At 45.4% G+C, this 26,248-nt stretch carries 18 protein-coding genes; 8 read left to right on the top strand and 10 right to left on the bottom strand.

The annotated features are described in order from the left end of the window. Window positions 1–2: 2 nt before the first annotated feature. The 3 genes from sufC to MHB37_RS08700 form a co-directional block, all read right to left on the bottom strand. Window positions 3–785 carry a Fe-S cluster assembly ATPase SufC gene (gene sufC / locus MHB37_RS08710; RefSeq protein WP_036684347.1) on the bottom strand — a complete coding sequence of 261 codons (783 nt, stop codon included), beginning with the start codon at window positions 783–785 and terminating at the stop codon, window positions 3–5. A gap of 279 nt (window positions 786–1,064) precedes the next feature. After that, window positions 1,065–1,526, bottom strand: a complete 462-nt coding sequence (locus tag MHB37_RS08705) for a Dps family protein (protein ID WP_036684350.1) — start codon at window positions 1,524–1,526, stop codon at window positions 1,065–1,067. Window positions 1,527–1,765: 239 nt separating this feature from the next. Next, window positions 1,766–2,068, bottom strand: a complete 303-nt coding sequence (locus MHB37_RS08700) for a YunC family protein (RefSeq protein WP_036684352.1) — start codon at window positions 2,066–2,068, stop codon at window positions 1,766–1,768. Between the two features lie 214 nt (window positions 2,069–2,282). Here MHB37_RS08700 and MHB37_RS08695 point away from each other — a divergent pair, with 214 nt between their 5' ends. Continuing rightward, complete coding sequence (locus MHB37_RS08695; protein ID WP_036684355.1) at window positions 2,283–2,810, top strand: hypothetical protein; 528 nt, start codon at window positions 2,283–2,285, stop codon at window positions 2,808–2,810. A gap of 77 nt (window positions 2,811–2,887) precedes the next feature. Here the strand turns inward: MHB37_RS08695 and MHB37_RS08690 are convergent, their stop codons facing one another. Then, the gene (locus tag MHB37_RS08690; protein ID WP_076305977.1) at window positions 2,888–3,271 is read right to left on the bottom strand and encodes a DUF423 domain-containing protein; all 384 of its coding nucleotides are present in this window, start codon (window positions 3,269–3,271) and stop codon (window positions 2,888–2,890) included. Window positions 3,272–3,441: 170 nt separating this feature from the next. Here MHB37_RS08690 and MHB37_RS08685 point away from each other — a divergent pair, with 170 nt between their 5' ends. After that, on the top strand, window positions 3,442–3,903 hold the full coding sequence (locus MHB37_RS08685; protein ID WP_076124771.1) for a hypothetical protein: 462 nt from the start codon (window positions 3,442–3,444) through the stop codon (window positions 3,901–3,903). Window positions 3,904–5,171: 1,268 nt separating this feature from the next. Here MHB37_RS08685 and MHB37_RS08680 read toward each other — a convergent pair. Continuing rightward, window positions 5,172–5,660, bottom strand: a complete 489-nt coding sequence (locus tag MHB37_RS08680; RefSeq protein WP_036684361.1) for a hypothetical protein — start codon at window positions 5,658–5,660, stop codon at window positions 5,172–5,174. A 200-nt stretch (window positions 5,661–5,860) separates the two neighbouring features. On the opposite strand from MHB37_RS08680, the gene MHB37_RS08675 reads away from it, so the two are divergent. The 6 genes from MHB37_RS08675 to MHB37_RS08650 all read left to right on the top strand — a co-directional run bounded on the left by MHB37_RS08675 (window position 5,861) and on the right by MHB37_RS08650 (window position 18,121). Continuing rightward, window positions 5,861–6,505 carry a methyltransferase domain-containing protein gene (locus tag MHB37_RS08675; RefSeq protein WP_076195236.1) on the top strand — a complete coding sequence of 215 codons (645 nt, stop codon included), beginning with the start codon at window positions 5,861–5,863 and terminating at the stop codon, window positions 6,503–6,505. A 118-nt stretch (window positions 6,506–6,623) separates the two neighbouring features. Further along, window positions 6,624–13,361 (top strand): hypothetical protein, encoded by a 6,738-nt coding sequence (locus MHB37_RS08670; protein ID WP_405169147.1) that lies wholly within the window; start codon window positions 6,624–6,626, stop codon window positions 13,359–13,361. After that, the gene (locus tag MHB37_RS08665; protein WP_076303879.1) at window positions 13,358–15,043 is read left to right on the top strand and encodes a DUF11 domain-containing protein; all 1,686 of its coding nucleotides are present in this window, start codon (window positions 13,358–13,360) and stop codon (window positions 15,041–15,043) included. Before MHB37_RS08670 ends, MHB37_RS08665 begins: the two co-directional genes overlap by 4 nt. Window positions 15,044–15,216: 173 nt before the next feature. Next, entirely contained in the window at window positions 15,217–16,380 is a 1,164-nt protein-coding gene (gene yhbH / locus MHB37_RS08660) for a sporulation protein YhbH (RefSeq protein WP_036684553.1), read from the top strand. Window positions 16,381–16,928: 548 nt separating this feature from the next. Next, complete coding sequence (locus MHB37_RS08655) at window positions 16,929–17,246, top strand: transposase (protein WP_076305695.1); 318 nt, start codon at window positions 16,929–16,931, stop codon at window positions 17,244–17,246. Further along, window positions 17,195–18,121 (top strand): IS3 family transposase, encoded by a 927-nt coding sequence (locus tag MHB37_RS08650; protein ID WP_405169586.1) that lies wholly within the window; start codon window positions 17,195–17,197, stop codon window positions 18,119–18,121. The genes MHB37_RS08655 and MHB37_RS08650 overlap by 52 nt, the downstream gene beginning before the upstream one ends. Before the next feature lie 1,091 nt (window positions 18,122–19,212). Here MHB37_RS08650 and MHB37_RS08645 read toward each other — a convergent pair. The 5 genes from MHB37_RS08645 to MHB37_RS08625 all read right to left on the bottom strand — a co-directional run bounded on the left by MHB37_RS08645 (window position 19,213) and on the right by MHB37_RS08625 (window position 26,226). After that, the gene (locus MHB37_RS08645; RefSeq protein WP_076126474.1) at window positions 19,213–20,718 is read right to left on the bottom strand and encodes an alpha-glucosidase/alpha-galactosidase; all 1,506 of its coding nucleotides are present in this window, start codon (window positions 20,716–20,718) and stop codon (window positions 19,213–19,215) included. A 118-nt stretch (window positions 20,719–20,836) separates the two neighbouring features. Next, entirely contained in the window at window positions 20,837–21,769 is a 933-nt protein-coding gene (locus MHB37_RS08640) for an AraC family transcriptional regulator (protein WP_405169146.1), read from the bottom strand. Window positions 21,770–21,921: 152 nt separating this feature from the next. Further along, window positions 21,922–23,976, bottom strand: coding sequence for a methyl-accepting chemotaxis protein (locus tag MHB37_RS08635; protein ID WP_081383145.1), 2,055 nt, complete (start codon window positions 23,974–23,976; stop codon window positions 21,922–21,924). A gap of 97 nt (window positions 23,977–24,073) precedes the next feature. Further along, entirely contained in the window at window positions 24,074–24,916 is an 843-nt protein-coding gene (locus tag MHB37_RS08630; protein ID WP_076126471.1) for a sugar ABC transporter permease, read from the bottom strand. Beyond that, entirely contained in the window at window positions 24,913–26,226 is a 1,314-nt protein-coding gene (locus MHB37_RS08625) for a sugar ABC transporter permease (RefSeq protein ID WP_036684375.1), read from the bottom strand. The genes MHB37_RS08630 and MHB37_RS08625 overlap by 4 nt, the downstream gene beginning before the upstream one ends. Window positions 26,227–26,248 lie beyond the last annotated feature (22 nt).

Genomic DNA, 26,248 nt, shown 5'->3' with positions numbered 1-26,248 from the left:
TCTTACGCTTCTTGCCCTACAGTTTCATCTTCAATTCCGAGTTCTTCTTTAATCCATTCATAACCCTCTGCTTCCAGACGCTGTGCAAGCTCTGGACCACCGGATTTCACGATTCTACCTTGCATCATAACGTGAACATAATCAGGTTTGATGTAGTTCAAAAGACGTTGATAGTGGGTAATAACTAAGAAGCCGCGTTCTTCGCTCCGCATGGAGTTTACGCCTTCAGCTACAATTTTCAAAGCATCAATATCAAGACCGGAGTCAATTTCGTCCAAGATCACGATTTTTGGATCCAGCATCATCATTTGTAGAATTTCATTACGTTTCTTCTCACCACCGGAGAAGCCTTCGTTCAAGTAACGGTGTAAAAACTCAGGGTTCATATCTAGTTCTTTCATCTTTGCTTCCATTTGGCGAATAAAACGAATCAACGAGATTTCGCTTCCCTCTTCACGACGGGAATTAATGGCAGAACGCAAGAAGTCGGAGTTAGTTACTCCAGAGATTTCGCTTGGATATTGCATTGCAAGGAAAAGACCTGCACGTGCGCGTTCATCAACAGCCATCTCCAGAAGATCTTCACCATCAAGAGTTGCAGTTCCATCAGTTACTTCATATTTAGGATGACCCATTAGCGCCGAAGCCAAAGTACTTTTACCTGTACCGTTTGGTCCCATGATGGCGTGAATTTCGCCACCTTTCATTTGAAGGTTAATCCCCTTCAAAATTTCTTTTCCCTCAATCGTCGCTTTAAGACCCTCAATGACAAATTCTGCTGCCATAATATTATTCCCTCCATTGATCGATTTGCGAAATCAAAAGTTGTATTGAAACAGGATAATCCTGATTCCCAGCACAATTAGATTTTCTATCACATTATAATTATTATAAATTGAATCACAATGATTATCAATGATTCTCACTAATTTTATATCAAACCTTGTTTTTTTACAAATTTCTCTTTAGCTAATCACTTGTGACTCAGAGAAGATTTTCATTAAACATAAGACTACGCAAAAATAAGACTTCCCGCAGGAAGCCTTATTCAAACTGCTTAATGATTAGCTAAGAAACGAACGTAGCATCCATTGGTGTTTCTCCAGATCACTACGGATTTTAATGAACATATCTGAGGTTGGCTGATCCTTGGTTTCTTCGGCAAGCTCGATGCCTTCTGTCAGCTCTTCAGAGATGGTGGCGAAGTCTTCAATCAGAGACTGAACCATTCCCCGTGTATCTTCCTTACCTGTAGCTTCTTGAATTGTAGCTAATTCCAAATATTCTTTCAATGTTGCGGCCGGACTGCCTTTGATGGTTAGCAAGCGTTCTGCTACTTCATCCATGTGAAGGGTTACTTCATTATATAATTCCTCAAATTTCACATGAAGGGAGAAGAACTGTTCTCCTTTGACATACCAATGAAAGTTATGAATTTTTACGTACAGGACATTTAAGTTAGCAACCTGACGATTCATGATCTGTTCCAGTGAAGTTGTATTTACTTTATTCGATGCTTTAGCCATGAGATGATCCCTACCTTATCCATTATATTTACCGGTTACTATTTCCTTCGTCCGGTAGTAACTTGTCTATTCTTAATTTACCCTTTTACCTGTAATACGAAACAAGGAGAAGCCTTCCATAACACCTTTATTTGTTCTAGCATTAGCAAAGACACACCCGATTATGCTTAAATGTGAATACTTGCACACAAACAAAAAGGGCCTAAGCCCCGTTTGTTTGGAATTGTTAAATTTTCCGGTCAGACCATAAGAAGTAACGCTTCCGCACCCGTCATACCTGGTACGATGCCAAGACTCTCTGCTTCTATCGTTACAGACTCCAACGGGGCAGCTAAAAGCTGGGCAAGCGTCCGTACACCCACCGCACGAGCTGCGATGATATGCCGATCACTAAGTGTTTCATTGAGGAGACCGACATCCAGTGCACCGCACATAATATAACCTCGGTTCGTGCTGATGGAGAGCAGTGTAGTTTTGGGAAGCTTAACCTCTACCCCGATCAGCGTATGTTCACCTACTGTAATAGGCTCCATAGTAACCAATAGCAGCACCTCCTTTTTTTCACTATCCACGTTGTATATGTATGCTAATTTTCCTGTGGGTGTGCTGACGGTAGTCCTATGCCTAGTATAAAATGCAGTATAATAGTCCCTATTCCAGTAGTCCTGGGTATATGAATATTGCATGTTTAATGTTATAGTTAATTACATTCCTGTAACCATTCAGAGATGTTCTAAACGAAAAGCTGGGGGATTTATGGACGAGAAACTACAACGCACAGACGGCAATTATTTATTTAACGTCGACATCCTGATTAATGCCCGTACCAACCCGCTTGCACTGCAATTTCTGCTCGAAATGTTGAACAATAATGACCATATCACAGATTTCAACATTAACTCCGGTCTTGAATTAGGGAGAACCATTGACAGCTTGCTACGCTCCGCTAAACTAGCTTTGAATCAAAACTCTGCTCCTCCCATTTCATTAAAGCTGCCTCCAAAATCTACGAAGAAGCAGCTGGATACACCGATAAAAAAACAGGCAGAAACGCCTGCACAGCAAACGGCCATTGAGACGCCAGCTGATGCATACGGGAAGATTCGTCAGTATATTCAGAATAATCAATTGGTACGTTTACGAGCGAACCGGTACGGGAAACAAGTGTCCATGCCCTGTCGTATTTTAAACTTTGATGAAGCAGCCAACTCTATAAGTGTCTACCATGTGGATGAGAAGCAGGTGTACAGCTTTAATCTAAATGAAATCGACGAGTTTCTGTAAGCGCATGCGTTACAAGCCAATAAGCACCCTCCCTCTTTGGGGAACAGGTGCTTATTGGTCTTTCTTTTTTTTAACAACTAAGACGACTTTTTACGTGAAAATCCCTCTATCGCAAGGCATAACCAGCCAATTATAAAGCATACCCCACCGATAGGTGTAATCGCTCCTAGCACCTTAATTCCGGAGATACTCAGAACATACAAACTGCCAGAGAACAAAATGGTACCTGCAATTAACAATCGGCCCGCCCAACGTAATCGGGCACTTTCGCCCCATTGGCCCACAGCCAGTGCGATGAGAATTACCCCCAGCGCATGTACCAAGTGATACTGCACACCAGTCTCATATACCTTCATATAGTCTTCACTGATCACTGGTTTTAGTAGATGGGCACCGAAAGCACCAATTCCTACTGCCAGCATTGCTAGCACAGCCCCCCAGGCCATAAATTTCCGTTGCAAATGATTACACCCCCTTAATTTTAGACTCATTCTATCATAACGTAATGCCCGTTCCTATTTCCAGCAGTCATTTTTTATTTTGCCTCATTCAGGGGTTGCTTTTTTAGCATCAATATGAAAAAGTGGATATTAACAACATTTTCATTCTAATCTCTCAAGGAGTGCAAACCATGGACTTAAATTCTCTGTCAAAATCAGACGTACCTGCGGCAGAGGTGGGAAATCCCAACCCTCATCCGGATTACCCAAGCGCTGATTTATCATCTACGCATCAAAAAGTAGAACATGATCTTCAACATTCTGGACCTGGTATTGCTTCGTTCATTATCTGTCTCGTGTCGATCATCGGCTATGCAGCCATCTTTATCTCTATTATAATGAAGTCTTCTTCATTGGTTAATGAGAATTCCGAACTATTAAGCCAGTCCTCGCAATTCATAATGCTTCTAGGATTAACGGTTATTATTCTGGCTGCTCTTAATGTAATCGGTGTAGTCATCGGCATCATTGGGCTTTCCATTCGGAAACGCCGCAAGGTGTTTGGCATTATTGGCACGATAGTCAATGGTGTTATTATCTTACTCTTTATGCTGCTTATTACAACCTTCCTAGTCAATGCTGGAACGCTTTAAGCTTCTTTTAAACATGCTAACTTCATTAAAAAGGGTATCCCAACAACTTTGAGCGGGTTGTGAGGATACCTTTATTTATGTATGAATCTAAAATCTGCATTGGGGAGTCCTCATCTTCATCCGCGGCTCACGGACTCAGATGACGTTATTTACGGATTTTCGCCCTTTGGAGCATAGTTTCGGACCCCAGTGACGCTATTGCATCGAAAAAGGATCATATTGAGCGATTTTTATGGCAATAGCTGCTATGGGGTCCGATAGCGAATCAAATGTGAATAAAAGCTGCGTTTAAGAGCTGCTGGGTCCGATAATACTGATTCCGATGATGATAATTCCGATAATGCTGGATCCTATCCCTCATCCGCGGCTTGCGGACTCAGATGACGTTATTTACGTTTTTTTCGCCTTTGGAGCACAGTTTCGGACCCCAGTGACGCTATTGCATCGAAAAAGGATCCTATTGGGCGGTTTTTATGGCCATAGCTGCTATGGGGTCCGATAGCGAATCAAAAGTGGGGAAAAGCTGCGTTTAAGGGCTGCTGGGTCCGATAATGCTGAGTTTTCCCCGTCATCCGCGGCTCACGGACTCAGATGACGTTATTTACGTTTTTTTCGCCTTTGGAGCACAGTTTCGGACCCCAGTGACGCTATTGCATTAAAAAAGGATCATATTGGGCGGTTTTTATGGCAATAGCTGCTATGGGGTCCGATAGCGAATTAAATGTAGGGAAAAGCTGCGTTTAAGGGCTGCTGGGTCCGATAATGCTGAGTCCAATAGTGGGGTTACTAGATCCGTTAGTGGGGCTGCTAGATCCATAGTGGGGCTACTAGTTCCGTTAGTGTGCTGCTAGATCCAATAGTGGGGCTACTAGATCCATAGTGGTGCTGCTAGATCCATAGTGGGGCTACTAGTTCCGTTAGTGTGCTGCTAGATCCATAGTGGGGCTACTAGATCCATAGTGGGGCTGCTAGATCCAATAGTGGGGCTGCTAGATCCATAGTGGTGCTGCTAGTTCCGTTAGTGGGGCTGCTAGATCCATAGTGGTGCTACTAGTTCCGTTAGTGGGGTTGCTATATCCATAGTGGTGCTACTAGTTCCGTTAGTGGGGCTGCTAGATCCATAATGATGCAGCTAGGTATGCGGACTGTGATCGATCAAACAAAGTTTAGTGTTTTGAGCAAGAACTATGCTTAAAAAATACGAGGGTGTCCCAGCAACCACTATATGATTGCTGAGACACCCTCTATTTACAAATCAATACATTCAATTATTTTGCTAGAGCCAGCTTTGTTAGCACACGTTGCTTGACGGACGGATCGCCCTCCACTGCTTTTTCCACGTATTCAATAACTACGGAATCATCTGAATTCAAAGTATCAAGTATACTCTCCATTCCAGCTGAAATCTCAAAAGCGGTTGGGCCTTCTTTTGTCGCAATCTCAACGGAATGACTATCTATTTGTCCGATATAAACGGCCGTCATTTTTATTGTTTTACCTTCTGCTTTTGGAGTAGAACTAGGTTTAGCTGTGCTCGGATTTTCGGTTGGTGTGGCTGTACTTGGGTTCTCAGTGGGTACGGGAGTGCTTGGAGCTTCAGTAGGCTCAGCAGTGCTTGCGCTCTCGGTTGGTGTTGGAGAAGGTGTTGCAGTCGGTTCTCCTGAAGTCTGTGCCGAATTATTCCCACCGCAAGCGGTTAAGGCAAATGTTAAGGCAGCAATCGCTGCTATGGCGGGTAATGAACGTTGTTTTTTCATGTTGAGTGCCTCCTCTATGTGGCGATTATTTTCAAAGTCATCTTCATAAGTATACTCTTATAACGTTAACCACTCTATGAAAGTTTCATATGAAGTAATTTTAGATAACTTCCAGCCTCTATTAGGCATCCGTCGGATGCAGGCTACAGCGGTATTAATACAATAGTGTGAGCCTGATTTATCCCAAAGGAGTGAGCCCCTTGAAAATCGATATCGGCTGTGGATCTAATAAGGAAGCAGGTTATCTCGGGATCGATCGGATCGCGGGTCCTGTTGTAGATATTGTCTGCGATATTTGCCAAGAGATTCCTCTCCCTGACAATAGTGCTGAGTTTGTTATGGCTAGCCGTGTACTGCCTTATGTGGACAATTTATTCACAGCCATGGCGGAAATTCACAGAATTAGCATCCATAAAGCAGTTGTTTGCATTCTAGCACCCTATGCCCACAGCTTTGCCCATATGTCCAATCCTTCCTTTAAGCAGAAGTTTGACGAATATACCCCCCGGCATTTTACAGGATCCTTCTTCCAACCCCCATCCGGTCCAGTATGCCCAGCTATTCCAGACTACCCTGTACCCGCACCACCCTTCGATTATCGGTTGCTGCGGATGGAGTTATTCTATCAACACCCTTATGAAGATCCGCTTTACGAAACTGAAGAACTAGAAATACTAAAGACCCTTCAAGCAAATGTAGTGCATGAAATCATGTACCATTTTGTCGTAGTCAAGCACAATATCACTGATCAGGAGCTGGAGCTGATGAGCAGAAGTCATTATCCTGAACCTCATGTTCTTGTCGAACGAAGACTTAAATCACAAAACAGACATTTTTTTCTATAATTTTAAGATGGGACATACACTAATACCCATTTTGTATCATAGGCTAACATACAGGTATTAACTGTGCCGTCCTAACTATAGGACGGTTCACTTTTGGCCAAAATCAACCTCGAAGGAGGTGAGAATCATTCCACTAGTCGTACGGGCAACGATCAATGCGACCGGTGCTATCACATTTACCGGCAACACGCTTGGACTTAGCCGCTCCGATACGATCGGAGTGCCAGGGACACTAGACAGCATCGGTGGCTTTACTACTGTTAATACTTCATCGACATTTGGTTCCTATCCTAGCGGAACTACTAGTCTTTATACAAGCAACAGTTCAGCAGCCATACTGGTCCTACCATCTGGCAGCACAGTGCTGTATGCAGAACTGATATGGGGCGGTACCTATATTAACGGAACCGTTAACCTCAGTTCGGCCATTAACAATCCTGTCTCCCTAATAACTCCTGCTGGCACTACATTCAGCGTTACTCCCGATTCAGCAACGAGCAACGTAGTCGATTTGGGAGGTGGTGCATCAGCATATGTTCGTTCCGCCAACGTGACCAGCATTATCCAACAAGGCGGCGCCGGCACCTACACCACTGGCGGTGTAGTGGGTACGATTGTTATCCCTAGTGATTCCACGGCCAACCATGCTGGCTGGACATTAGGCGTAATCTACCAAAATACAGCCTTACCTTTTCGCAATATGTCCCTACGGGCAGGTGCAATACTTGTACAGGCAACCTCAGCCCCAGTTTCAACTACGATCACAGGCTTCGCAACACCAATTACAGGTGCGCTTGGCGGCAGAGCGTTATTCAGCGCACAGGAGGGGGATGCCAACCGTTCGGGGGATCAAGCGTTGTTTGGTCCAACCTCGGCTACACTTGTTGCTTTATCGGGACCTAATAACTTTGCCAACAACTTTTTTGCGTCACAGATTAACAATGATGCAGGTAATCTAAACACAACAGGTACCTTTGGAAACCGCAATCAAATAAACGGAAACCCAGGGACCAACATTATCGGCGGCCGTCAAGGCTGGGATATTACCAATGTTGACGTCTCCGCACGGCTAATAAACAATCAATCTTCAGCCGTATTACAATTAACCACCTCAGGCGATGCTTATGTACTCAACGGTAATGCCATACAGGTTGATATCAATGCTCCTAAAATAAACCTCACTAAAAGCGCTAATGTAGCCGGCCCCATAGTCGGTGATACGGTAACTTATACGGTGACTGTCAGTAATACAGGAACAGCGGGAGCAGCAAGTGTCGTTTTATCAGATGCGCTGCCGGCAGGATCCACTTTTGTAACTGGAAGCGTAGTCGTTGCTGGCGTCGTAAGGCCTACTTTTGATATTACAGCAGGAATCCCATTAGGCTCATTAGCTTTAAGCAGTTCAATAACGGTTACATATCAAGCCAAAGTCACTTCATTGCCGCCAAGTCCACAAAATATCGCAAATACTGCCAACGCTGCCTTTACGTTTCAAAGTGTAGCCGGAGGCCCTATCATGACGGGGGTCATTCCATCTAATACAGTAACCTTACCTGTATATTCACCCGTCCTTAACATTGTGAAATCAGCCAATACCACCAATGCTACGGTTGGAGATCAAATCACCTATACTCTTCAAATCACGAACACAGGAAATATCGGCGCGGTAACAACACTTACGGATAACATTCCTTCAGGCAGCTCTTACGTCGCAGGCAGCTTCACCGTCAATGGAAATCCTATCGCTGGTAACCCTGCCACGGGGATTGCTATCGGTACGGTTGCTGCCGGTGGCAGTTCTACTGTTCAATTTCGGGTCATTGTAAATAGTCTTCCCTCTCCGCCACAACTGGTCGATCAAGCAAGCGCCGCTTATACGTTTCAGGTTCCAGATGGGCGAACTATTGCTGGATCAGCCTCATCCAATACACTATCTATTCCAGTTAGAACACCCAATGTTACCGTAGTCAAAAGCGCAGGATTTGCTGACGTTGTTGTCGGTGATACACTACTCTACACTTCCGTAATCAGTAACAACGGCATAGCGGCAATTACCAACGTCTCACTCTCAGATACCATACCTGCGGGGACATCGCTGGTCCCCGGAAGTGTTACCGTCGCCGGTGTATCACAACCCTCAGCTAATCCTGGAACAGGGATTGCTGTCGGTACCATCGCTCCAGGAAGCTCCGTCGCCGTCACTTTTCAAGTCAACGTTATCTCATTACCAAGTCCTGCTCAGCTATTGAATAAATCTAGTGCCTCTTTTAGCTCGGGTGCTTTTACTGGCATTTCAGTCTCAAACACGACTACAACTCCCGTGTATCAGCCTGTAATCCAAATTGCAAAAAGCTCGAACGTTTCCAGTGCAACTGTAGGCGGCAATATTCTTTATACGTTAAATGTTCAGAATTCAGGGAATATCGGGGCGGCTGTAACCCTGAGCGACAATATTCCTTCAGGAAGCGCCTTTGTCTCGGGAAGTGTAACTGTTAACGGTGTTGCTAGACCTGCTGACTCTCCAATTACAGGAATTAACTTAGGCACTTTAGCTTCAGGGGCAGCTGTTCCTGTGACCTTTCTTGTCTCGGTACAATCTCTGCCTGCTCCACCTGTTCTGAATAATCAAGGCAATAGCAATTACACCTACCAACTGCCAAGTGGAAGATCATTCTCCGGGACCAGTCTATCCAATACCCTAACCATTCCGGTCTCCGCTCCAAACATTACACTAACCAAAACTGCAAATCTAACTAATGTAGCGGTTGGAGAAAATCTTACTTATTCAGTCATAGTGTCCAACCCAAGCAGCGTCACTGTCACTAACGTTGTTGTCTCTGACCCTATTCCTACGGGGGGAGCTTTTGTAGCAGGCAGTGTGACTGTCAACGGTTCGACGGTTGCAGCGGCTAACCCAAGTACAGGTATAGCAATCGGAAGTATCACCGCGGGCAGCTCTGTCACGGTGTCTTTTAGAGTGAATGTTGCTTCCTTGCCAAGTCCAGCACAGTTTACAAACAGAGCCAGCGCCTCCTTCACCTCTGGGGCGTTCACCGGTTCTTCGCTCTCAAACACGATAGTAACACCTGTATTTCAGCCCATCCTTAGTATGGTCAAAAGCGCCAATGCAGCACAGGCATCTGTAGGGGGATCTCTCTCATACTCCATCCTGATCAGCAACACCGGGAATATTGCAGCTACTCTATTAGTAACTGATATCCTGCCACCCCAAGCCGTGTTTGACACGAATAGTGTCATTATTGGAGGAACACCTTTGCCCGGATATAATCCGGCAACTGGCATTCCAGTTGGACCGCTCGCTCCTGGTGATAGTGTCACCGTAAGTTTTCTGGTCACAATCACAGCCCTGCCTCCATCACAAGTATTACTGAACTCTGCTTCAGCGACATATAGCTTTACCCTTCCAGACGGGCGTCAGCTCGGAGGAAATGTAGTATCCAATACGCTCTCTGTCCCAGTGTCCGCCCCTAACGTCAGTGTTGTAAAAAGCGTAAACGCTGCTACTGCTGTTACTGGTGATATCCTTACCTTTACCTCTGTATTGACCAATAACAGTATTGCAACAGTAAGCAATATCATTCTCAGCGATCCTCTGCCTGAGAATGTCGCTTTTATTCCCGGAACCGTAATTGTAAGTGGCACTACCCTGCCGCTAGCAGTTCCGTCCGCCGGCATTCCAATCGGTAGTTTGAGCCCTGGCGCCACAGCTACCGTAACATTCGAGGTGAGGATAACGATGCCGATACCATCACAGATTAACAATCAGTCGTCTGTCAGTTTTACATCCGGTGTATTCTCCGGTTCTTCTTCATCTAATATCACAACTACACCAGTTATTCAGCCCCAAATCTCCTTAGTAAAAAGTGCCGCTGATGGAGACGGCGATTTCGATGCTTTAGTTGTCGGTGATTCTGTCATCTACACAGTGATTGTTAGCAACACAGGTAATCTGGCTGCAAATCTTACGCTAACTGATAACATTCCAGCAGGTACAGTTTTTGTTCCTAATAGTGTCATTGTAGGTGGTATGCCTCAACCCGGATCAGCCCCTGATACAGGGATAGCTGTAGGAAATGTCGCTCCTGGTGCCAGTATTGCAGTCAGCTTCACCGTTGATATCATCTCCCTGCCAACACCTCAGCAGATTAGTAATCAGGCTTCTGCAAGCTTTACCTTTACTCCGCCTGACGGTAGACCGTTATCTGGGACTGCTGTGTCTAACACTGTAACTTTACAAGTCTCTGCTCCTAACATTGTCGTTACCAAGAGCACTACTTCAACATCAGTTGCTGTTGGTGAAACGGTCACATACAACGTCAATATAACTAATAATGGTATAGAATCTGTTACTAGCGTCTTACTCAATGATCCTACACCGGTAGGGAGTACTTTTGTAACAGGCAGCGTGTCTGTCAACGGAGTTCCATTCCCGAACTTGAATCCTGCTTCGGGGATATCTATCGGCACTCTAGCAGCTGGTGCATCAGCGCTGGTTACCTACAGTGTTACTGTTACCTCCGTCCCTCCTACAGCTTCACTCATCAATCAGGCATCCGTTACCTTCACTTCAGGCGTTATTTCAAGCTCCACTTTTTCTAATACCGTTACAGTCCCTGTGTTCCAGCCGAACATTGCCGTAGTCAAGAGTGCTAGTACAGCCAATGCCACGGTTGGCGATTCCGTTAGCTACACACTGACAGTGAGTAACACAGGAAACTATGCTGCTAATTTAACATTGACGGATAATATTCCCGCAGGTACGGCTTTTGTTCCGAATAGCGTGCTCATCAATGGACTCCCTTTAGCGCAAGCGGATCCTTCCACCGGAATTGCAGCTGGAATAATACAGCCTGGAGGAACGACCGTAGTCATTTTCACGGTTGACATCACTTCATTGCCTAGTCCTCAGCAACTGGTCAATCAAGGAACCGCAGCATACAGCTTCACCTTACCCGACGGACGTACACTTAATGGGACTGCACTCTCTAACACCGTCACTATTCCGGTCTCCTCACCTAATATTGCTGTAATTAAAACTACAACCACAACATCAACTACAGTCGGTGACACAATCACTTATTCCATAGCTTTAACTAATAACGGGATTGCCACTGTAAATAATGTGGTCTTCACAGACGCCCTTCCTGCCGGCACCACCTTTGTGACAGGCAGCGTGCTTGTGGACGGTGTGCCTCGCACAGGAGTTAGCCCAGCTACTGGAGTGACCCTAGGCAGCATAGCACCCGGTGTAACCGTAACTGTTGCTTTTACCGTAAATGTAGTTTCACTACCGCCTACTGGATTGTTAAATAATCAGTCAACAGTCAGCTTCACCTCAGGTGTTGTCTCAAATGTAGCCTTCTCAAATATCGTCACGACGCCTGTCTATCTGCCTATCCTTGCAGCAGCAAAAAGCTCCAATTCAGTCAATGCTACCGTTGGGGATACGATTACTTATACTATAAATGTGACCAACACAGGTAACTACGGAGCTTTAGCAACCCTGAGTGACACCATTCCAGCGGGTACAACGTTTATTCCAAACAGTGTACTCATTCAAGGCGCTCCTGCTCCAGGAGCAGACCCAGCTGCCGGGATCCCACTGGGGGTAATCTCCGCGAATGGAAGCCTGTCTGTAATGTTCTCAGTGCTTATCACAACATTGCCGGCAAGCCAACAGCTGCTCAATCAAGCTTCCGTCGCGTTTGCATACACACTTCCAGATGGACGGACATTTAACAATTCGATCAATTCCAATACAACAACAATCTCAGTATCCTCACCGAACGTTATCGTCACTAAATCTTCGACAGCTACCGATGCCGTTGTTGGCGATACCATCACTTATAACTTCACTGTTACCAACAGCGGAATAGCAAATATCAGTAACGTTAACCTCAGTGATCCAATACCTGCAGGCTCTAGCTTTGTCGCTGGCAGTGTGACCGTAGATGGCACTCCACGCCCTAGCGCCAATCCAGCCAACGGGATCTCGCTCGGTACACTTGCACCGGGAGCATCTTTTCAAGTCTCGTTCAACACGATTGTCAATGTGCTGCCTAATCCTACAACGCTTAGTAATCAAGCTTCCGTCAGTTTCACCTCCGGCGCATTCTCAGGATCTTCATTCTCAAATACACTTGTTATTCCGGTATATCAACCTATCATTGTAGTTGTCAAAGGGGCGGACAGAACCGCCGCAACTGTCGGAGATACGATTACTTACTCCTTAAATGTGACGAATACTGGTAACCTCATAGCAAATGTAGTTATTACCGATACCATTCCGAACGGAGCTGTCTTTGTTCCAAACAGCGTGCTCGTGAATGGGGTACCACAACCAGGATCAGATCCGGCTACTGGCTTAAGTATTGGGTCGGTAGCTCCGGGAAGTACAGTAACAGTAACCATTACGTTGCAGGTTACTATTGCTTCCCTCCCTTCGCCACAACAGTTAGTCAATCAAGCTACAGCAAATTTCACATTCACACCACCAGATGGACGTTTACTCACGGGATCCTCTGTCTCAAACGTCCTAATTATCCCTGTATCTTCACCAGACGTAAGTGTGGTTAAGAGCACTACTTCTATTGATGCGGTTGTGGGCGATATCATCACCTATACGATTGTTGTCACCAACTTAGGGATTTCACCAGTTAATAATGTCATCATGGTTGACCCTATTCCAGCTGGCAGCCAGTTCGTAACGGGAAGCATTACCGTAGATGGAGCCCCACGTCCTAGTGGCAGTCCGGCTTCGGGAATCGCAATTGGTACAATTGCTGCAGGTGCTTCTTCAACCATTACCTTCCAGGTTCAGGTAGTAGCGTTATGATTCCCGGCTCACGTACCCAACCTGTCGTAACCAATCAGTCCATGGTACTCTTCAACTCGGCAGCGGGTGTTGACGGAATTGTCTATTCCAATACCGTTAACACCCCGGTCGTGGGCCCCGTGCTTTCATTGCTGAAGAGTACAGATAAACTCCACGCCTCTTTAGGCGACACTTTGGTGTATACCATTACAGCCAGTAATAATGGAAATACAGATGCTTTTTTGACGGTGTTTGACATTCTTCCAGAAGGTGTATCCTTTATTTCCAACAGTGTGCTCAGAGACGGTGTGCCTCTTCCGGGGGCTACACCGTCTTCAGGCATCCCCCTTGGTTCTATTGCACCGCAGAATCAAGTGAGCATCGCCTTTCAAGTCGTCATCATTTCCCTGCCGTCTTCCCTAGTGCTGCAAAATAAAGCGCTAGGCCGTTTTTCTTTTTCCACACCGGAGGGAAGAATCGTTAAAGGAGATCTATTTTCAAATTCCGTACAGGTTTCTTTACGCTCCTACCAGCTCTCGACCTCCTTGTCTGCAAGTACTCCGACTTCTTTTATAGGGGATGTAGTCACTTACACCTTGCGGCTTACAAATGAAGGAAACAGCCTCTTAACTCAAATCAGTGCAACAATTTCTATTCCAGACGGGGCGGTGTTTATACCGGGGAGTGTCATCGCAGGTGGGATTTATTACCCAGAATCAGACCCGGCACAGGGGATATTACTCGGTTCCCTGGACACAGACCTAAGCGTTGATATTACTTTTCGTGTCCGAGTAACAGAGTTTTCTCCCTCGTTGGCCTTAACCAACAGCGCGGTTGTCACCTATTCAGTCGATGAGCATACAATTACGACCGAAAGTAACACTGCGGTTGTCTCACTTGTCCAAGCGGGGGTCACCATTAGTAAAAAAGTGGATCATGTTACAGCAGCTCCGGGCGATAATTTGAGATATGAGCTTACGGTAACGAACAACGGGAATCTGGCTGTAAATGCAGTCCTAACAGATGCCATACCTTCAGGTACTCTTTTCGTATGGGATAGTGTTCTCTTAAATGGAGTGTTGCAAAAAGGTGCACGACCAGCGGAAGGCATCCAGTTAGGTACTTTAAGAGGCGGTACTACAGCAGTTGTAGTTTTTCAAGTGAGTATACCTGCAGCCATTAACATTCATGAAATCGCAGCCGTACAAAACCATGGTAGTGTTCAGTATACCTTTGTGCTTCCAGACGGACGGACCGTACGGCAAACCTCTCGTTCCAATACAGTTACCACCCTAGTAGTCACACCTGTCATTTCACTCGTAGTCCATGCAAAACCAACTATCGTAGAAGCAGGAGAGCGAGTCCAATGCTGGATCTCACTAACCAATAGCGGAAATTGGCCAGCGGAAATATCTCTGAATCGTCTAACCCCGGAAAAATGTTTTCTTGATCCCAACAGCATTGTGATTGATGGAGTTCCGAACCCACAATCTTCATTTACCGGCACCTTGCCGCTGGGGATAGTTAATGCTGCATCTATGGTTAACATTCATTATTTTGTCCAGGTGAGTGAACAGGTAATGGGTCGTTTCCTTAAGGGATCCGTAAATGCTCAATTCTCTTTCAATATGGATGGACGTAACTACTCTGGCGAAAGCCAATCTAACAGCTATGTGCTGACCGTAGATGAGATCAGTGAATAAGAAATCACATATCCCTCATCCCCATGAATATACTTTAGTTACAACCCCAAAACATCCCCACAAAGTGAGGCTTTGCTTTCTATGCGTACTCAGGTACTTTGCGGGGGATCCAACTATATACTTTGTAAAAAATTCCCTCAATCAACATTCATATTCCATGGGAGGTGGTCATCCTGTCGCAATCATCCGGTCCCTTTTCCTTCGTAGTCTCAAAAGAAGACTGGTCCCTTCATCGTAAAGGTCATCAGGATCAGGAACGCCATCAGCAAAAGGTCAGAGAAGCCATCAAGGATAATTTGCCTGACCTCGTTACCGAAGAAAATATTATTTTGTCAGGCGGTAAGCAGATTGTGAAGGTTCCGATTCGCAGTCTGGATGAATACCGGATTATTTATAACTTCCGTAAACAGAAGCATGTAGGACAGGGGGACGGGGAAAGTCAGGTTGGCGATGTGCTTGGGCGCGATTCACAATCGGCACAGCCCGGTAAAGGAGAAAAAGCAGGCGATCAGCCGGGCCAAGATACCGTGGAAGCAGAGGTCAATCTGGAAGATCTGGAGGACATTCTGTTTCAGGATATGGAATTGCCTCATCTGAAGCCTAAGAATAAGGAAGAGATCGAGGTCAAATCCATTATTTTTAACGATATTCGTAAAAAAGGGATGATGTCCAACATCGATAAAAAACGTACGCTGCTGGAGAATCTCCGACGCAATGCAAGCAGCGGAAATCCCGGCATTCACAGTATCAGCCCAGATGATCTGCGCTACAAAACATGGGATGATATTAGAACACCTCATTCCAATGCGGTCATTATTGCGATGATGGATACGTCAGGTTCGATGGGTTCATTTGAAAAATACTGCGCCCGCAGCTTCTTCTTCTGGATGACCCGTTTTCTGCGCCGCCAATATGAGAAGGTAGAGATTGTTTTTCTCGCCCACCATACGGAGGCTAAGGAAGTCAGTGAGCATGATTTCTTCACCCGTGGCGAAAGCGGGGGAACGATTTGTTCCTCGGCATATCAGCGAGCGATTGAAATTATCGATAGCCGCTACCCACCTGCGCAGTACAACATTTATCCATTTCACTTCTCCGATGGTGATAATCTCACCTCCGACAACGAACGTTGCGTGAAGCTGATCGGAGAACTGCTGAAACGAAGCAATATGTTCGGCTACGGTGAGGTGAACCAATACAATCGTAGCAGTACCTTGATGTCAGCTTATCGCCATCTGAAACATGAACAATTCATGCATTACGTCATTAAAGACAAAAAAGAAGTGTATCAGGCGCTGAAGACCTTCTTTAGTCCAAAAGGTACGGTTAATTCTTAATCCCCCACTCCAAAACGCGGATGTCCCAAAAGCCAAAAATGGCTGATGGAACATCCGCGTTTTTGGCGTCTCACCTTCTTGACCAAAACAACAAACTTCGTAAATTGCGTCATCTAAGTTCGCAAGTATCAGGGGATGGGCAAATAGCGTCATCTGGGTCCGTAAGTATCAGGGAATGCGCTGGAAATCCAATTAGGGCAACTGGGGATTCTGGGAGATCGGCGCTTTCGGACACAGATGACCTTATACGTAGCTTTATCGCATATTTGACTTGCTATCGGACCCCATAGCCGCTATAGGCATGAAAAACACCAAAAACGTGCCTCATTCTGAGCAATAGCTGCACTGGAGTCCGATAATACGCTCCAAAGGCGATAAATTTGCAAATAGGGTCATCTGGGTCCGTAAGATCGAGGGATGGGCGAATAGCATCATCTGGGTCCGTAAGTATCGGGGATGCGTCAGAATAGTATGTAGGGTGAAGCTAGAATAAAAAGTGGACAGTAGTTAACAGACTGGCGATAATGAGTCCACGGAGGTGTGTTCACATGGGAGAACATCGACAACGGTATAACGAAGAATTTAAAAAACAGACAGTGCAGTTCATTCAAGAGCAAACAAAGACAGTGGGCGACTTGGCGGAAGAGCTCAACATCCCAAAAAGTACCCTGCATCAATGGATGAGCCAGTATCGAGAACTAAAGAATGAACCGGCAGCTAGCGTGGATCGAGTACGGGAACTCGAGGCACAGTTGAAGGAGATGCGTCGGCAACTTCAAGAAAAAGATAACAAGATTGCCGATGTGGAAGAGGAATTGGCGATCGTAAAAAAAGCAGTGCACATCTTCAGCAAACCAAGGAACTGAGATTCCAGTTTATTGAAAAACATCGCTCCGAGTTTCTCTTGGAGAAGATGTGCATGACCCTACATGTGTCACGGAGCGGGTACTACAAGTGGCGGACAGAAAAAACCAGTACGCATATGCTTCGTAAGGCTGCGATAATGAAGCGAATTCAGTATCATTTTGCAGACCATCAAAAGCGGTATGGGAGTCCGAAGATCACCCGCCTGTTACATCAAGAAGGTTATACCGTTACCGAACGCACGGTGAGTGTGTACATGCGACATATGAAGCTTCGCTCCATTGTCTCCAAAACGTATCGCGTACAGACCACCGACTCCAATCATGACCATCCGATTGCCCCGAATACGCTGAACCAGCAATTTAAAATACTCAAACCCAATTCAGTATGGGTTACCGACATTACTTACATTCCTTGCCGGGGAGGGCGCTTGTACCTGGCAAGTGTGATGGACCTTTGCACGCGCGAAATCGTGGGGTGGCGCTTGGAGAACCATATGGAAACTAGCTTGATTTCGGGCGCTTTACAAGATGCTTACGAAGCTAAACAACCGGAAAAGGGTCTATTACATCACTCCGATAGAGGTTCTCAATATACTTCTCATGAATACACGAAGCAGTTGAAAGCGTATGGCATGGAGTCCAGCATGAGCCGCAGAGGTAACTGTTATGATAACGCCTGTATCGAGTCGTGGCACAGCATTTTGAAAAAGGAGCTCATTTATTGTAATCCGCGATTCAAAACTAAGGAGCAAGCCTACCAGACACTTTTTCAATATATTGAATTTTACTATAACCGCAAGCGAATGCATGGCGCGCTGGGGTATCTTTCTCCAGTTCGTTTTGCTGAGCAATTGACTAGAATGTCTGTTGCGTGACTGTCCACTTTCTTGACAGAGGTCCAGGGCAACTGTAGGATTACTGGGGGGGCGGCGCTTTCGGACACAGATGACCTTATACGTAGCTTTAGCGCATATTTGGCTTGCTATCGGACCCCATAGCTACTATTAGCACGAAAAACACCAAAAAAGAGCCTCTTTCTGAGCAATAGCTGCACTGGAGTCCGATAATACGCTCAATGGCGATAAATTTGCAAATAGGGTCATCTGGGTCCGCAAGATCAGGGGATGGGCGAATAGCGTCATCTGGGTCCGCAAGTATCGGGGGATGGGCGAATAGCGTCATCTAGGTCCGCAAGTATCGGGGAATAAACGAATAGTGTCACCTAGGTCCGTAAGTATCAGGGAATGCGCTGGAAATCCAATTAGGGCAACTGAGGGATTACTGTGGGATCGGCGCTTTCGGACACAGATGACCTTATACGTAGCTTTATCGCATATTTGGCTTGCTATCGGACCCCATAGCCGCTATAGGCATGAAAAACACCAAAAAAGAGCCTCTTTCTGAGCAATAGCTGCACTGGAGTCCGATAATACGCTCCAAAGGCGATAAATTGCTAAATAGCGTCATCTAGGTCCGCAAGTATCGGGGGATGGGCGAATAGCGTCATCTAGGTCCGCAAGTATCGGGGGATGGGCAAATAGCGTCATCTAGGCCCGCAAGTATCGTGGAATGGACGAATAGCGTCATCCGGTTCCGCAAGTATCGGGGATGGGCAAATTGCTCATCTGAGTCCGTAAGTATCGAGGAATGCGTCAGTATAGTATGTAGGGCAACTGTGTGGGATTACTGTAGCCCTCGGCGCTACGATATAGATAAAAAAATAAGCCAGTGGAATTAAACTAACTTTCTTTTTTCAGTTACATAATAACTCCTACTATAAACCTAATTTCACAATTTGGATCGGTACCGATAAACTTGTACTCCCCACCCATGTCAGCTTATTTTCGTAAGCTATGACTGCTGTTTTGTTTTTCCCCCTCTTAGATTTCCATCCTAAAAAAACCTCCAATCCCAAACTATGGAATGTGGAGGTTATTTATAGTTAAAAAGCTTTCAATGCTACACCTTATTGAACCTTCTCTCTATCCTTGCCTTTATCAGACTCACCAGCATTTTTGTTCGCTGCTTCCCGGTCCTGCATCATCTCATCCACCGTCTTCACCTTCAGGCGAGCAGCGCCCTCGTTGTTAGCGTTCGTTGGGATAAGCTCTCCTGAAGCCAAACGTTCCTTGGCTTTAGCAATAGCTTCGCTGTATTGAGGCAGCCACTGTTCCCCTGCGACGAGCATCTCATCGACCATCTGCCAGATTTCTTTTGGATTACATACAGCACCAACGAGTGGATCCATCATAAATGCCTGACGTAACAGCTTATCATCGCCGTGTACAGCTGCTTCAACCGCCAGACGTTGCACTGAAATGCTCACGTTACATACGGCGGCAGGACCCAGCGGCAATTCACCTACCAATGGCATGGAGATCCCGTTCCGGTCTACATATCCCGGTGCTTCGATGATGGCATCATCTGGCAGATTAGAGATTACGCCATTGTTCACTGTATTAAAGTGCCCCCGGTACACTCGTCCCGTTTCCAATCCTTCTATAATATAAGAGCCGTGCTCTTCCCCGCGATTCTCCTTCGTATACTCCAATGCCGGGTCTTTCATCCAGTTTGGAAAATCGGTCTCGAACCAATTTCGACCTTCCGTGCAGACACGCAGATAACCGCCAGTTTCTCCGTTAATCCAGCTCCCCAGATCGATCCAATCCATAATTTCATCACTGCGTTTACGGTACCATGGCACGTACTCACTTAAGTGTCCATTGGATTCTGTACTATAGTAGCCAAAGCGACGAAGCATATCGATGCGCACTTTTTCCGTACGGCTGAATTCCGGATGTTTCTCAAAAGCCTCTAAAAGACCTTCGGTCAGATCCTTCCCCTCATGACTTGCTGAAATATACCAGGTCTGGTGATTGATGCCCGCACAGATAATATCAACTTCGGATTTCTTAAGACCATACACATCCGCAATTTGTTGGTGCCCATGCTGTACACCATGACATAGACCGATGGTCCGAACACCACCATATTTATTGCAGGCCCAGGTCAGCATAGCCATCGGATTCGAATAGTTAAGCAAAAGCACATCCGGTGCTGCCATCTCCCTAATATCACGGCAAATATTCAGCATCTCCGCAATTCCGCGTTGCCCGTACATGATGCCACCCGCACACAGAGTATCTCCCACACACTGATCGACTCCGTATTTTAAGGGAATGTCCACATCCGTAGCAAAGGCTTCAAGCCCACCCATCCGAATAGTACAAAATACGTACTTGGCATCCTTCAGTGCTTCTCTGCGATCCGTTGTCGCCTGAATTTGTATATTTAAACCATTCTCCTTAATATCACGCTGGCATAGCTCCGTGACCATCTCCAGATTGTGGCTATTAATATCCATAAATGAGACTTCGATATTTTTAAATTCCGGTACAGTTAGTAAGTCCCGCAACAATCCACGGGTAAATCCAATGCTGCCTGCCCCTATAAAAGACACTTTAAATGACATGGTTATCATCCTCCGGTAATGAATTGGTTGTTCCTGTCCATTGTAGCAAGGGACCTAAGGAAAGCGTAACCAATATCATGACCTCTTTTGAAAGAAGGTGTCAAAAATCCTAACCTATCTACTGAAAATCATACTCTTCATAACTCCAGGCGTGACGCTCAATGGAATTGCGGAATTCTACAGGCGTGCAATCGGCGTATTTTTTAAAAAGAAGGTGAAAATATTGCCTGCTGCTAATTCCTACGTAATCTGCAATTTCAGCAATCGGGATGTCGCTCTGCCCAAGCAGCATCTTCGCTTTCTCCATTCGCAGCATATTCAAGTAATCGCTGAGCGTCCGACCCGTATGGCTCTTAAAAATTCGATGCAAATATCCGGGATGCAGATTAACTGCGGCAGCGATGTCCTTAACCTGAATGTTCTGGTCATAGTTCTGATGCAGGAATTCAATGCTCCGGCGCACATAAAGCTGCGAGGGCTGTTGGCTGGTATGAAGCTGCTCTTGCCGAAGTCTGGATAACCGCAACAGAAGCTCACAAAATAATAAATCAACCATACTTCCACCCTTTCCGCCGCTCTGATCAAGCTCTAACACAAGTCCCTTTAGAACATGATAGATTTCCTCCGGATCAGGCATTACTAAACTGGAAAAAGGAAGCTGCAGCATTTCTGCGAGCGCCGTTTCTTCACGGGCTAGCTTGCCGACAGAGGGTGCAACTCCTCTATATTCCATGAACCCAAATTCCACATTTAGCATCCGACAAGGTGCCCCCTCTTCAACAATCAGCCTATGCGGAACATTCGCGTCTAAAATGATCAATTCTCCCCGCTTCAGCCGAACTCTCTCTTCTCCTCCTGAGCTTGGACGGACATCTACGATACAACTTCCTGAGATCAAATACATGATTTCCGTTGAATTATGCTGATGGTAAGACATATTGTAGTTATTCCACTGTTTATAATAGTAAGCAAAAAAATGAGGACTATAATCTCCCTCGATTAAAACCTGCTGAAAAAGACTCCCGCTGGAGCTCAGATTTAAGTTCGTCAATGGATCACTACTTTCTTCATTTATTACTTAATACAAGTGTATCTCTTTAGCCACTTCGAAGACAAGATAACGTCCGATAGCAATCAAATCAACAAAAACGAGCAACTCTCCATTATATTGGAAAATTGCCCGTCTCTATTAGAATAATATTGTCATACTTGAAAAGAAACCAAAGAGTGCTTAAGATCGGCTGCCAAGCCCTCCAGCTTTTCCGATAGGGCAACCAATTCCTCACTAACCGTGAATTGCTGAGATGACATAGAAGCTACCTCCTCCGTCGAAGCAGTGGTTTGCTGGACGATGGAGCTTACGCTGGCCATGGATTCACCGAGTTGACGCTGGAACTCAATCAGTTCGAGGACAGAAGCAGAAGATTCACTAATATGTCTCATGAAATGTTCCATTTCCTCTTTGACACTCGCGAATATCGTTGACGACTCTCTTACAGAAGAGATTTGTTCACGGAACTTAGGAGCGGCTTCATTGATATCCTTAACGGTGTTCTCGATATGTAGACCAATCTCTTCCGTGATCTTGGAGACCGATTGAATCGATTCATTCGACTGGTTAGCGAGCTGCCTGATTTCATCAGCAATCACTATGAACCCTCTACCTGCCGCACCTGCTCTAACTGCTTCTATGGTAGCATTTAGTGCCAAAATATTGGTCTGCTTATTCACAGCAATCATAGGGCTGAGTATACTGCGAATTAAATGAGTGCTTTCTCTGAGCTTAGTAGAATTATCTTGAATTCGATTGATCATCTCTACCGTAGACTCACTCTGCTCTACCAGCAGTTTCATCAGCTCTGTACCTTGATTGCTAACCTCAATGACCCGTTCTGCTGAATGGTCCATCACTGTATTTATTTCCGTCACTTCACTCATTTTGTTGCCGATAATCTCAACATTGTGATAACTGCGTTCGGCTTCAACAGCGAGGCTGGCTGACCCCGCTGCAATCTCACCGGTAGCGGTCGCAACCTCTCTGGCATGGAGGGAGATTGTACTTGATGCTTGTACTAATTGTTCCGAAGTAAGGAGGACCTCATCTGCCGAATTCCCGCTCTGCCTTGCAAGTAAGGAGATCTGCTCCATCATTTTGTTGAAGCTTTGACCCAAGCGGCCAATCTCATCTTTGCCCTTGAAATTGGTTCGTACCTGCAGGTTCCCACGCTCTCCTTCCTCCATCAAGATTGCCAGCTTACCCAGCGGGCGCCCTACCAATCGAACAAGAATATAACCAATTAGTAGTGCTATTAAGGCTGCCGCCAGCACCACAGAAAATGTGATATATAAAAGCTTGTCCGCAGACTTAGTAAAATCACTGACAGGAGCATACCCCATAAGCATCCACTTGGCAGTCGCCAGGGGCTGGTATACAACAAGCTGAGAACTTCCGTTCTCATCCTCCGCTGTAAATGAATGATTTTGCTCTTTCCCTTGTTCTTCTGAAACTTTTATGTAAGAGGGTTGACCCAGCTTGGCATGATCCGCACCATACACAATGCTGCCATCCGCACTCAAGATACGAATTTCACCGGTCATCCCAATCTGAAGGTTAGACAGCATTTCAGTCATGGCCTTCCCTTTCACTTCGATTAGCATGTAATACTCCGCTTCGGGATGTAAAAGATTACGTAGCAATCTCCCCATAGTTAAGGAGGGCTCAGTATAAGCATCAAAAAAGCCTTTCTCACGAACGGGAAACCAGACTGGCTCTCCTTTAGCTGCGGCAATTTGCTCTAATCTTGCGGAAATGCCTTCATCACTACGAATCCCACTTATACCAGCAGACTTATAAGATTCTGAGTCTACCAAGCTCTTGGATACCAGCCTGACGCCATACATCCGCTCATCAGACCCTTTTACCAAGTCTAGCTTTCTGCGAATCCGATCTTCAGCACCGGCTTTGGCCACAGTTGTAAGCTCGCCACTATTTATTTTTTCTAAATCACCCTTTAACACAGAGTCGAGTGCAAACTGCCTTGATAGTGCCTCATACTCTGCCAGCACAAAATCCAGCTTGTCCGCTGCCTGAACTACAGATTGTGTGGAGGCTGCAGCAACCTCATTCGTAATGATATTTTTAGCGGCAAAATAGGAAGTCAATCCTAGCACGGAGGATAAGAGAACTATAGAACTAAATAAAATAACGAACAGTTTAACTCCAACAGATTTAAAATATAGAGTCCAGGACTTTTTCATTAAGTTCACTCCCCATGACGAAATAAGGGTACAGCCCTCCATTTCTGTATAAAGGCTGTACCCTGATCATTTATTAGCATGAAGCGAGCGAATGGGTTTACCCCTTACTAGCTCCTGCTGTCAAGCCATCTACTAGCAGACGTTGCAAGAATACAAACAAAATCATAATTGGAATGGAGATCAAAACCGCACCCGCAGAGAACAAGGTAAAGTTAGTGTTTTGATTGGTGTTAACCATATCCCACATCCCCACTGCAACTGTCCAGTTCTCCTTAGTCCGCAGAATGAGTCTCGCAAAAATGAAGTCCACCCATGGTCCAACAAACTGAGTCAGCGCCATATATGTGATCATAGGACGTGACAAAGGTAAGATGATTCGCATAAATATTCCGAAATTGCTCGCCCCGTCAATACGAGCGGCCTCATCCAAGGAACGAGGAATCGTATCGAGGAAACCTTTGGCGATAAAGGTCCCTCCCAGCGGCGCCCCGGCCGCATAAACGATAATTAACGCAATATGTGTATCCAGCAAATTAAACTCTTTAAGCAGCATATAAATAGCGATCATACTCATAAAACCAGGGAACATACCAAGAATCAATACGGTGGATAACGCTGTTTTACGCGCTTTAAACCGGAATCTGGATACGGCATAACTGGTTAACAAAGTAAGAACTACCCCGATAAGCATCGAGAACACAGCTATTTTCAAGGTATTGGCATACCAAGTCCCAAACATATAGCTGGGTGATGTGAACAATTCTCTGTAATGTGATAAAGTGAATTGCTCGGGAATAAACGTTTTGCTGTACAATGATTTACCAGGTCGGAAAGAAGCTAAAAGAATCCAAAGGGCAGGATAGAGTGCAGCTATCGACAAAGCAATCAAGATAATATAACTACCTGCTAAGCGAATAAAGTTCGCGACTTTTCTGCTCATTGGATCATATCCTCCTCTTTAAATGACTTCGTCCGGCGGTAATTGTACAGGGAGAATGAAGCGACAATGATAAAGATAATAATCCCTATTGCCGAAGCCATGTTGTTTTTATTCTGATCTAGCGTTAATTTGTATAACCAGGTTACTAGCAAGTCCGTAGAACCGGCATATTGATAGTCACCATTTACCGGACTACCACCAGTTAATAGGAAGATCGCGTTAAAGTTGTTGATGTTACCTGCAAACTGCGTAATCAAGGTCGGTGCTGTAGAGAACAATACCATCGGCAACGTTACGATACGGAACTTCTGATAACCCGATGCTCCATCCACCTCAGCAGCTTCATACATATCCCGTGGGATAGTAGTCAGAACGCCCATGATAAGCAGCATAGAAACAGGAATACCTACCCACATATTAACGATAATTACGGTAACCTTAGCCCAGAATGGGTCAGTCAGCCACGGTAAACCATCCAATCCAAAATACCCCATGTATTGATTGATAGGCCCAAATTGACCGTTAAATAAGTTGCGCATGAGCAGAAGCGAGATTAACTGTGGCACCGCGTAAGGCACAATCAGAATTACTCTCCACATTCCTTTGAAGCGAATGCCCTTCTGACTCACCAGCAAAGCGACCAACAGTCCTCCGAAGTATGTAGTAATGGTTGAAAGAACTGCCCATATAATTGTCCATGTTAATACACCATAAAAAGTGTGGCTCCATGTCTTAAGGACCAATAAATTACGAAAGGTCTGAAATCCAACCCAGTCCACCAATTTGGCGGGTGGAAGATGATCAGGTGCGGAATAGTTCGTAAAGGCCAACAGGATCATGAAGATAATTGGCATAATCGTAAAGAATAGAACACCAATGCCCGGCAAGACTAGAAACGCTTGAGCAAACTTGTAATCCAGGATATAACGAACACTTTGTTTAAAAGTGTTTGCCTGAAGACCGTTATCACGTTTTTCTCCAATCTTGTAAGCATCTCTGATATTCAAATACCACGCGATAATCAATAGAATAAGAATAAGGATGGTGATCAAGCTTTGGATCATGATATAAATCGAGTGATCACCGGTAACCATCTTGGCGATCCCCTTCACTTTAACCAGACGACTCGGATTCTCTCCTAGTGTTACGATGCCCCATAAAGAGTTGGCAAGGTTCTCAATAAAATAAAAAACGGCTACAGCTTCTACGGCTAAATATAATATTCCTTTAACGAATTGGCGGTTATATATTTGTCCCAATCCCATAAAAATCGTCGACAGTATTGCGGCCCTCGTGCGATGTCGTTGCATTTCGCTTCCGTTCTCCTCTCCG

Origin of the sequence: Paenibacillus sp. FSL H3-0286 (genome assembly GCF_045040705.1) — a bacterium.
Classification (GTDB): domain Bacteria; phylum Bacillota; class Bacilli; order Paenibacillales; family Paenibacillaceae; genus Paenibacillus_AQ; species Paenibacillus_AQ odorifer.
Note: the sequence above shows the minus strand (reverse complement) of the source record. Positions and strands in the feature narration are given on the sequence as shown.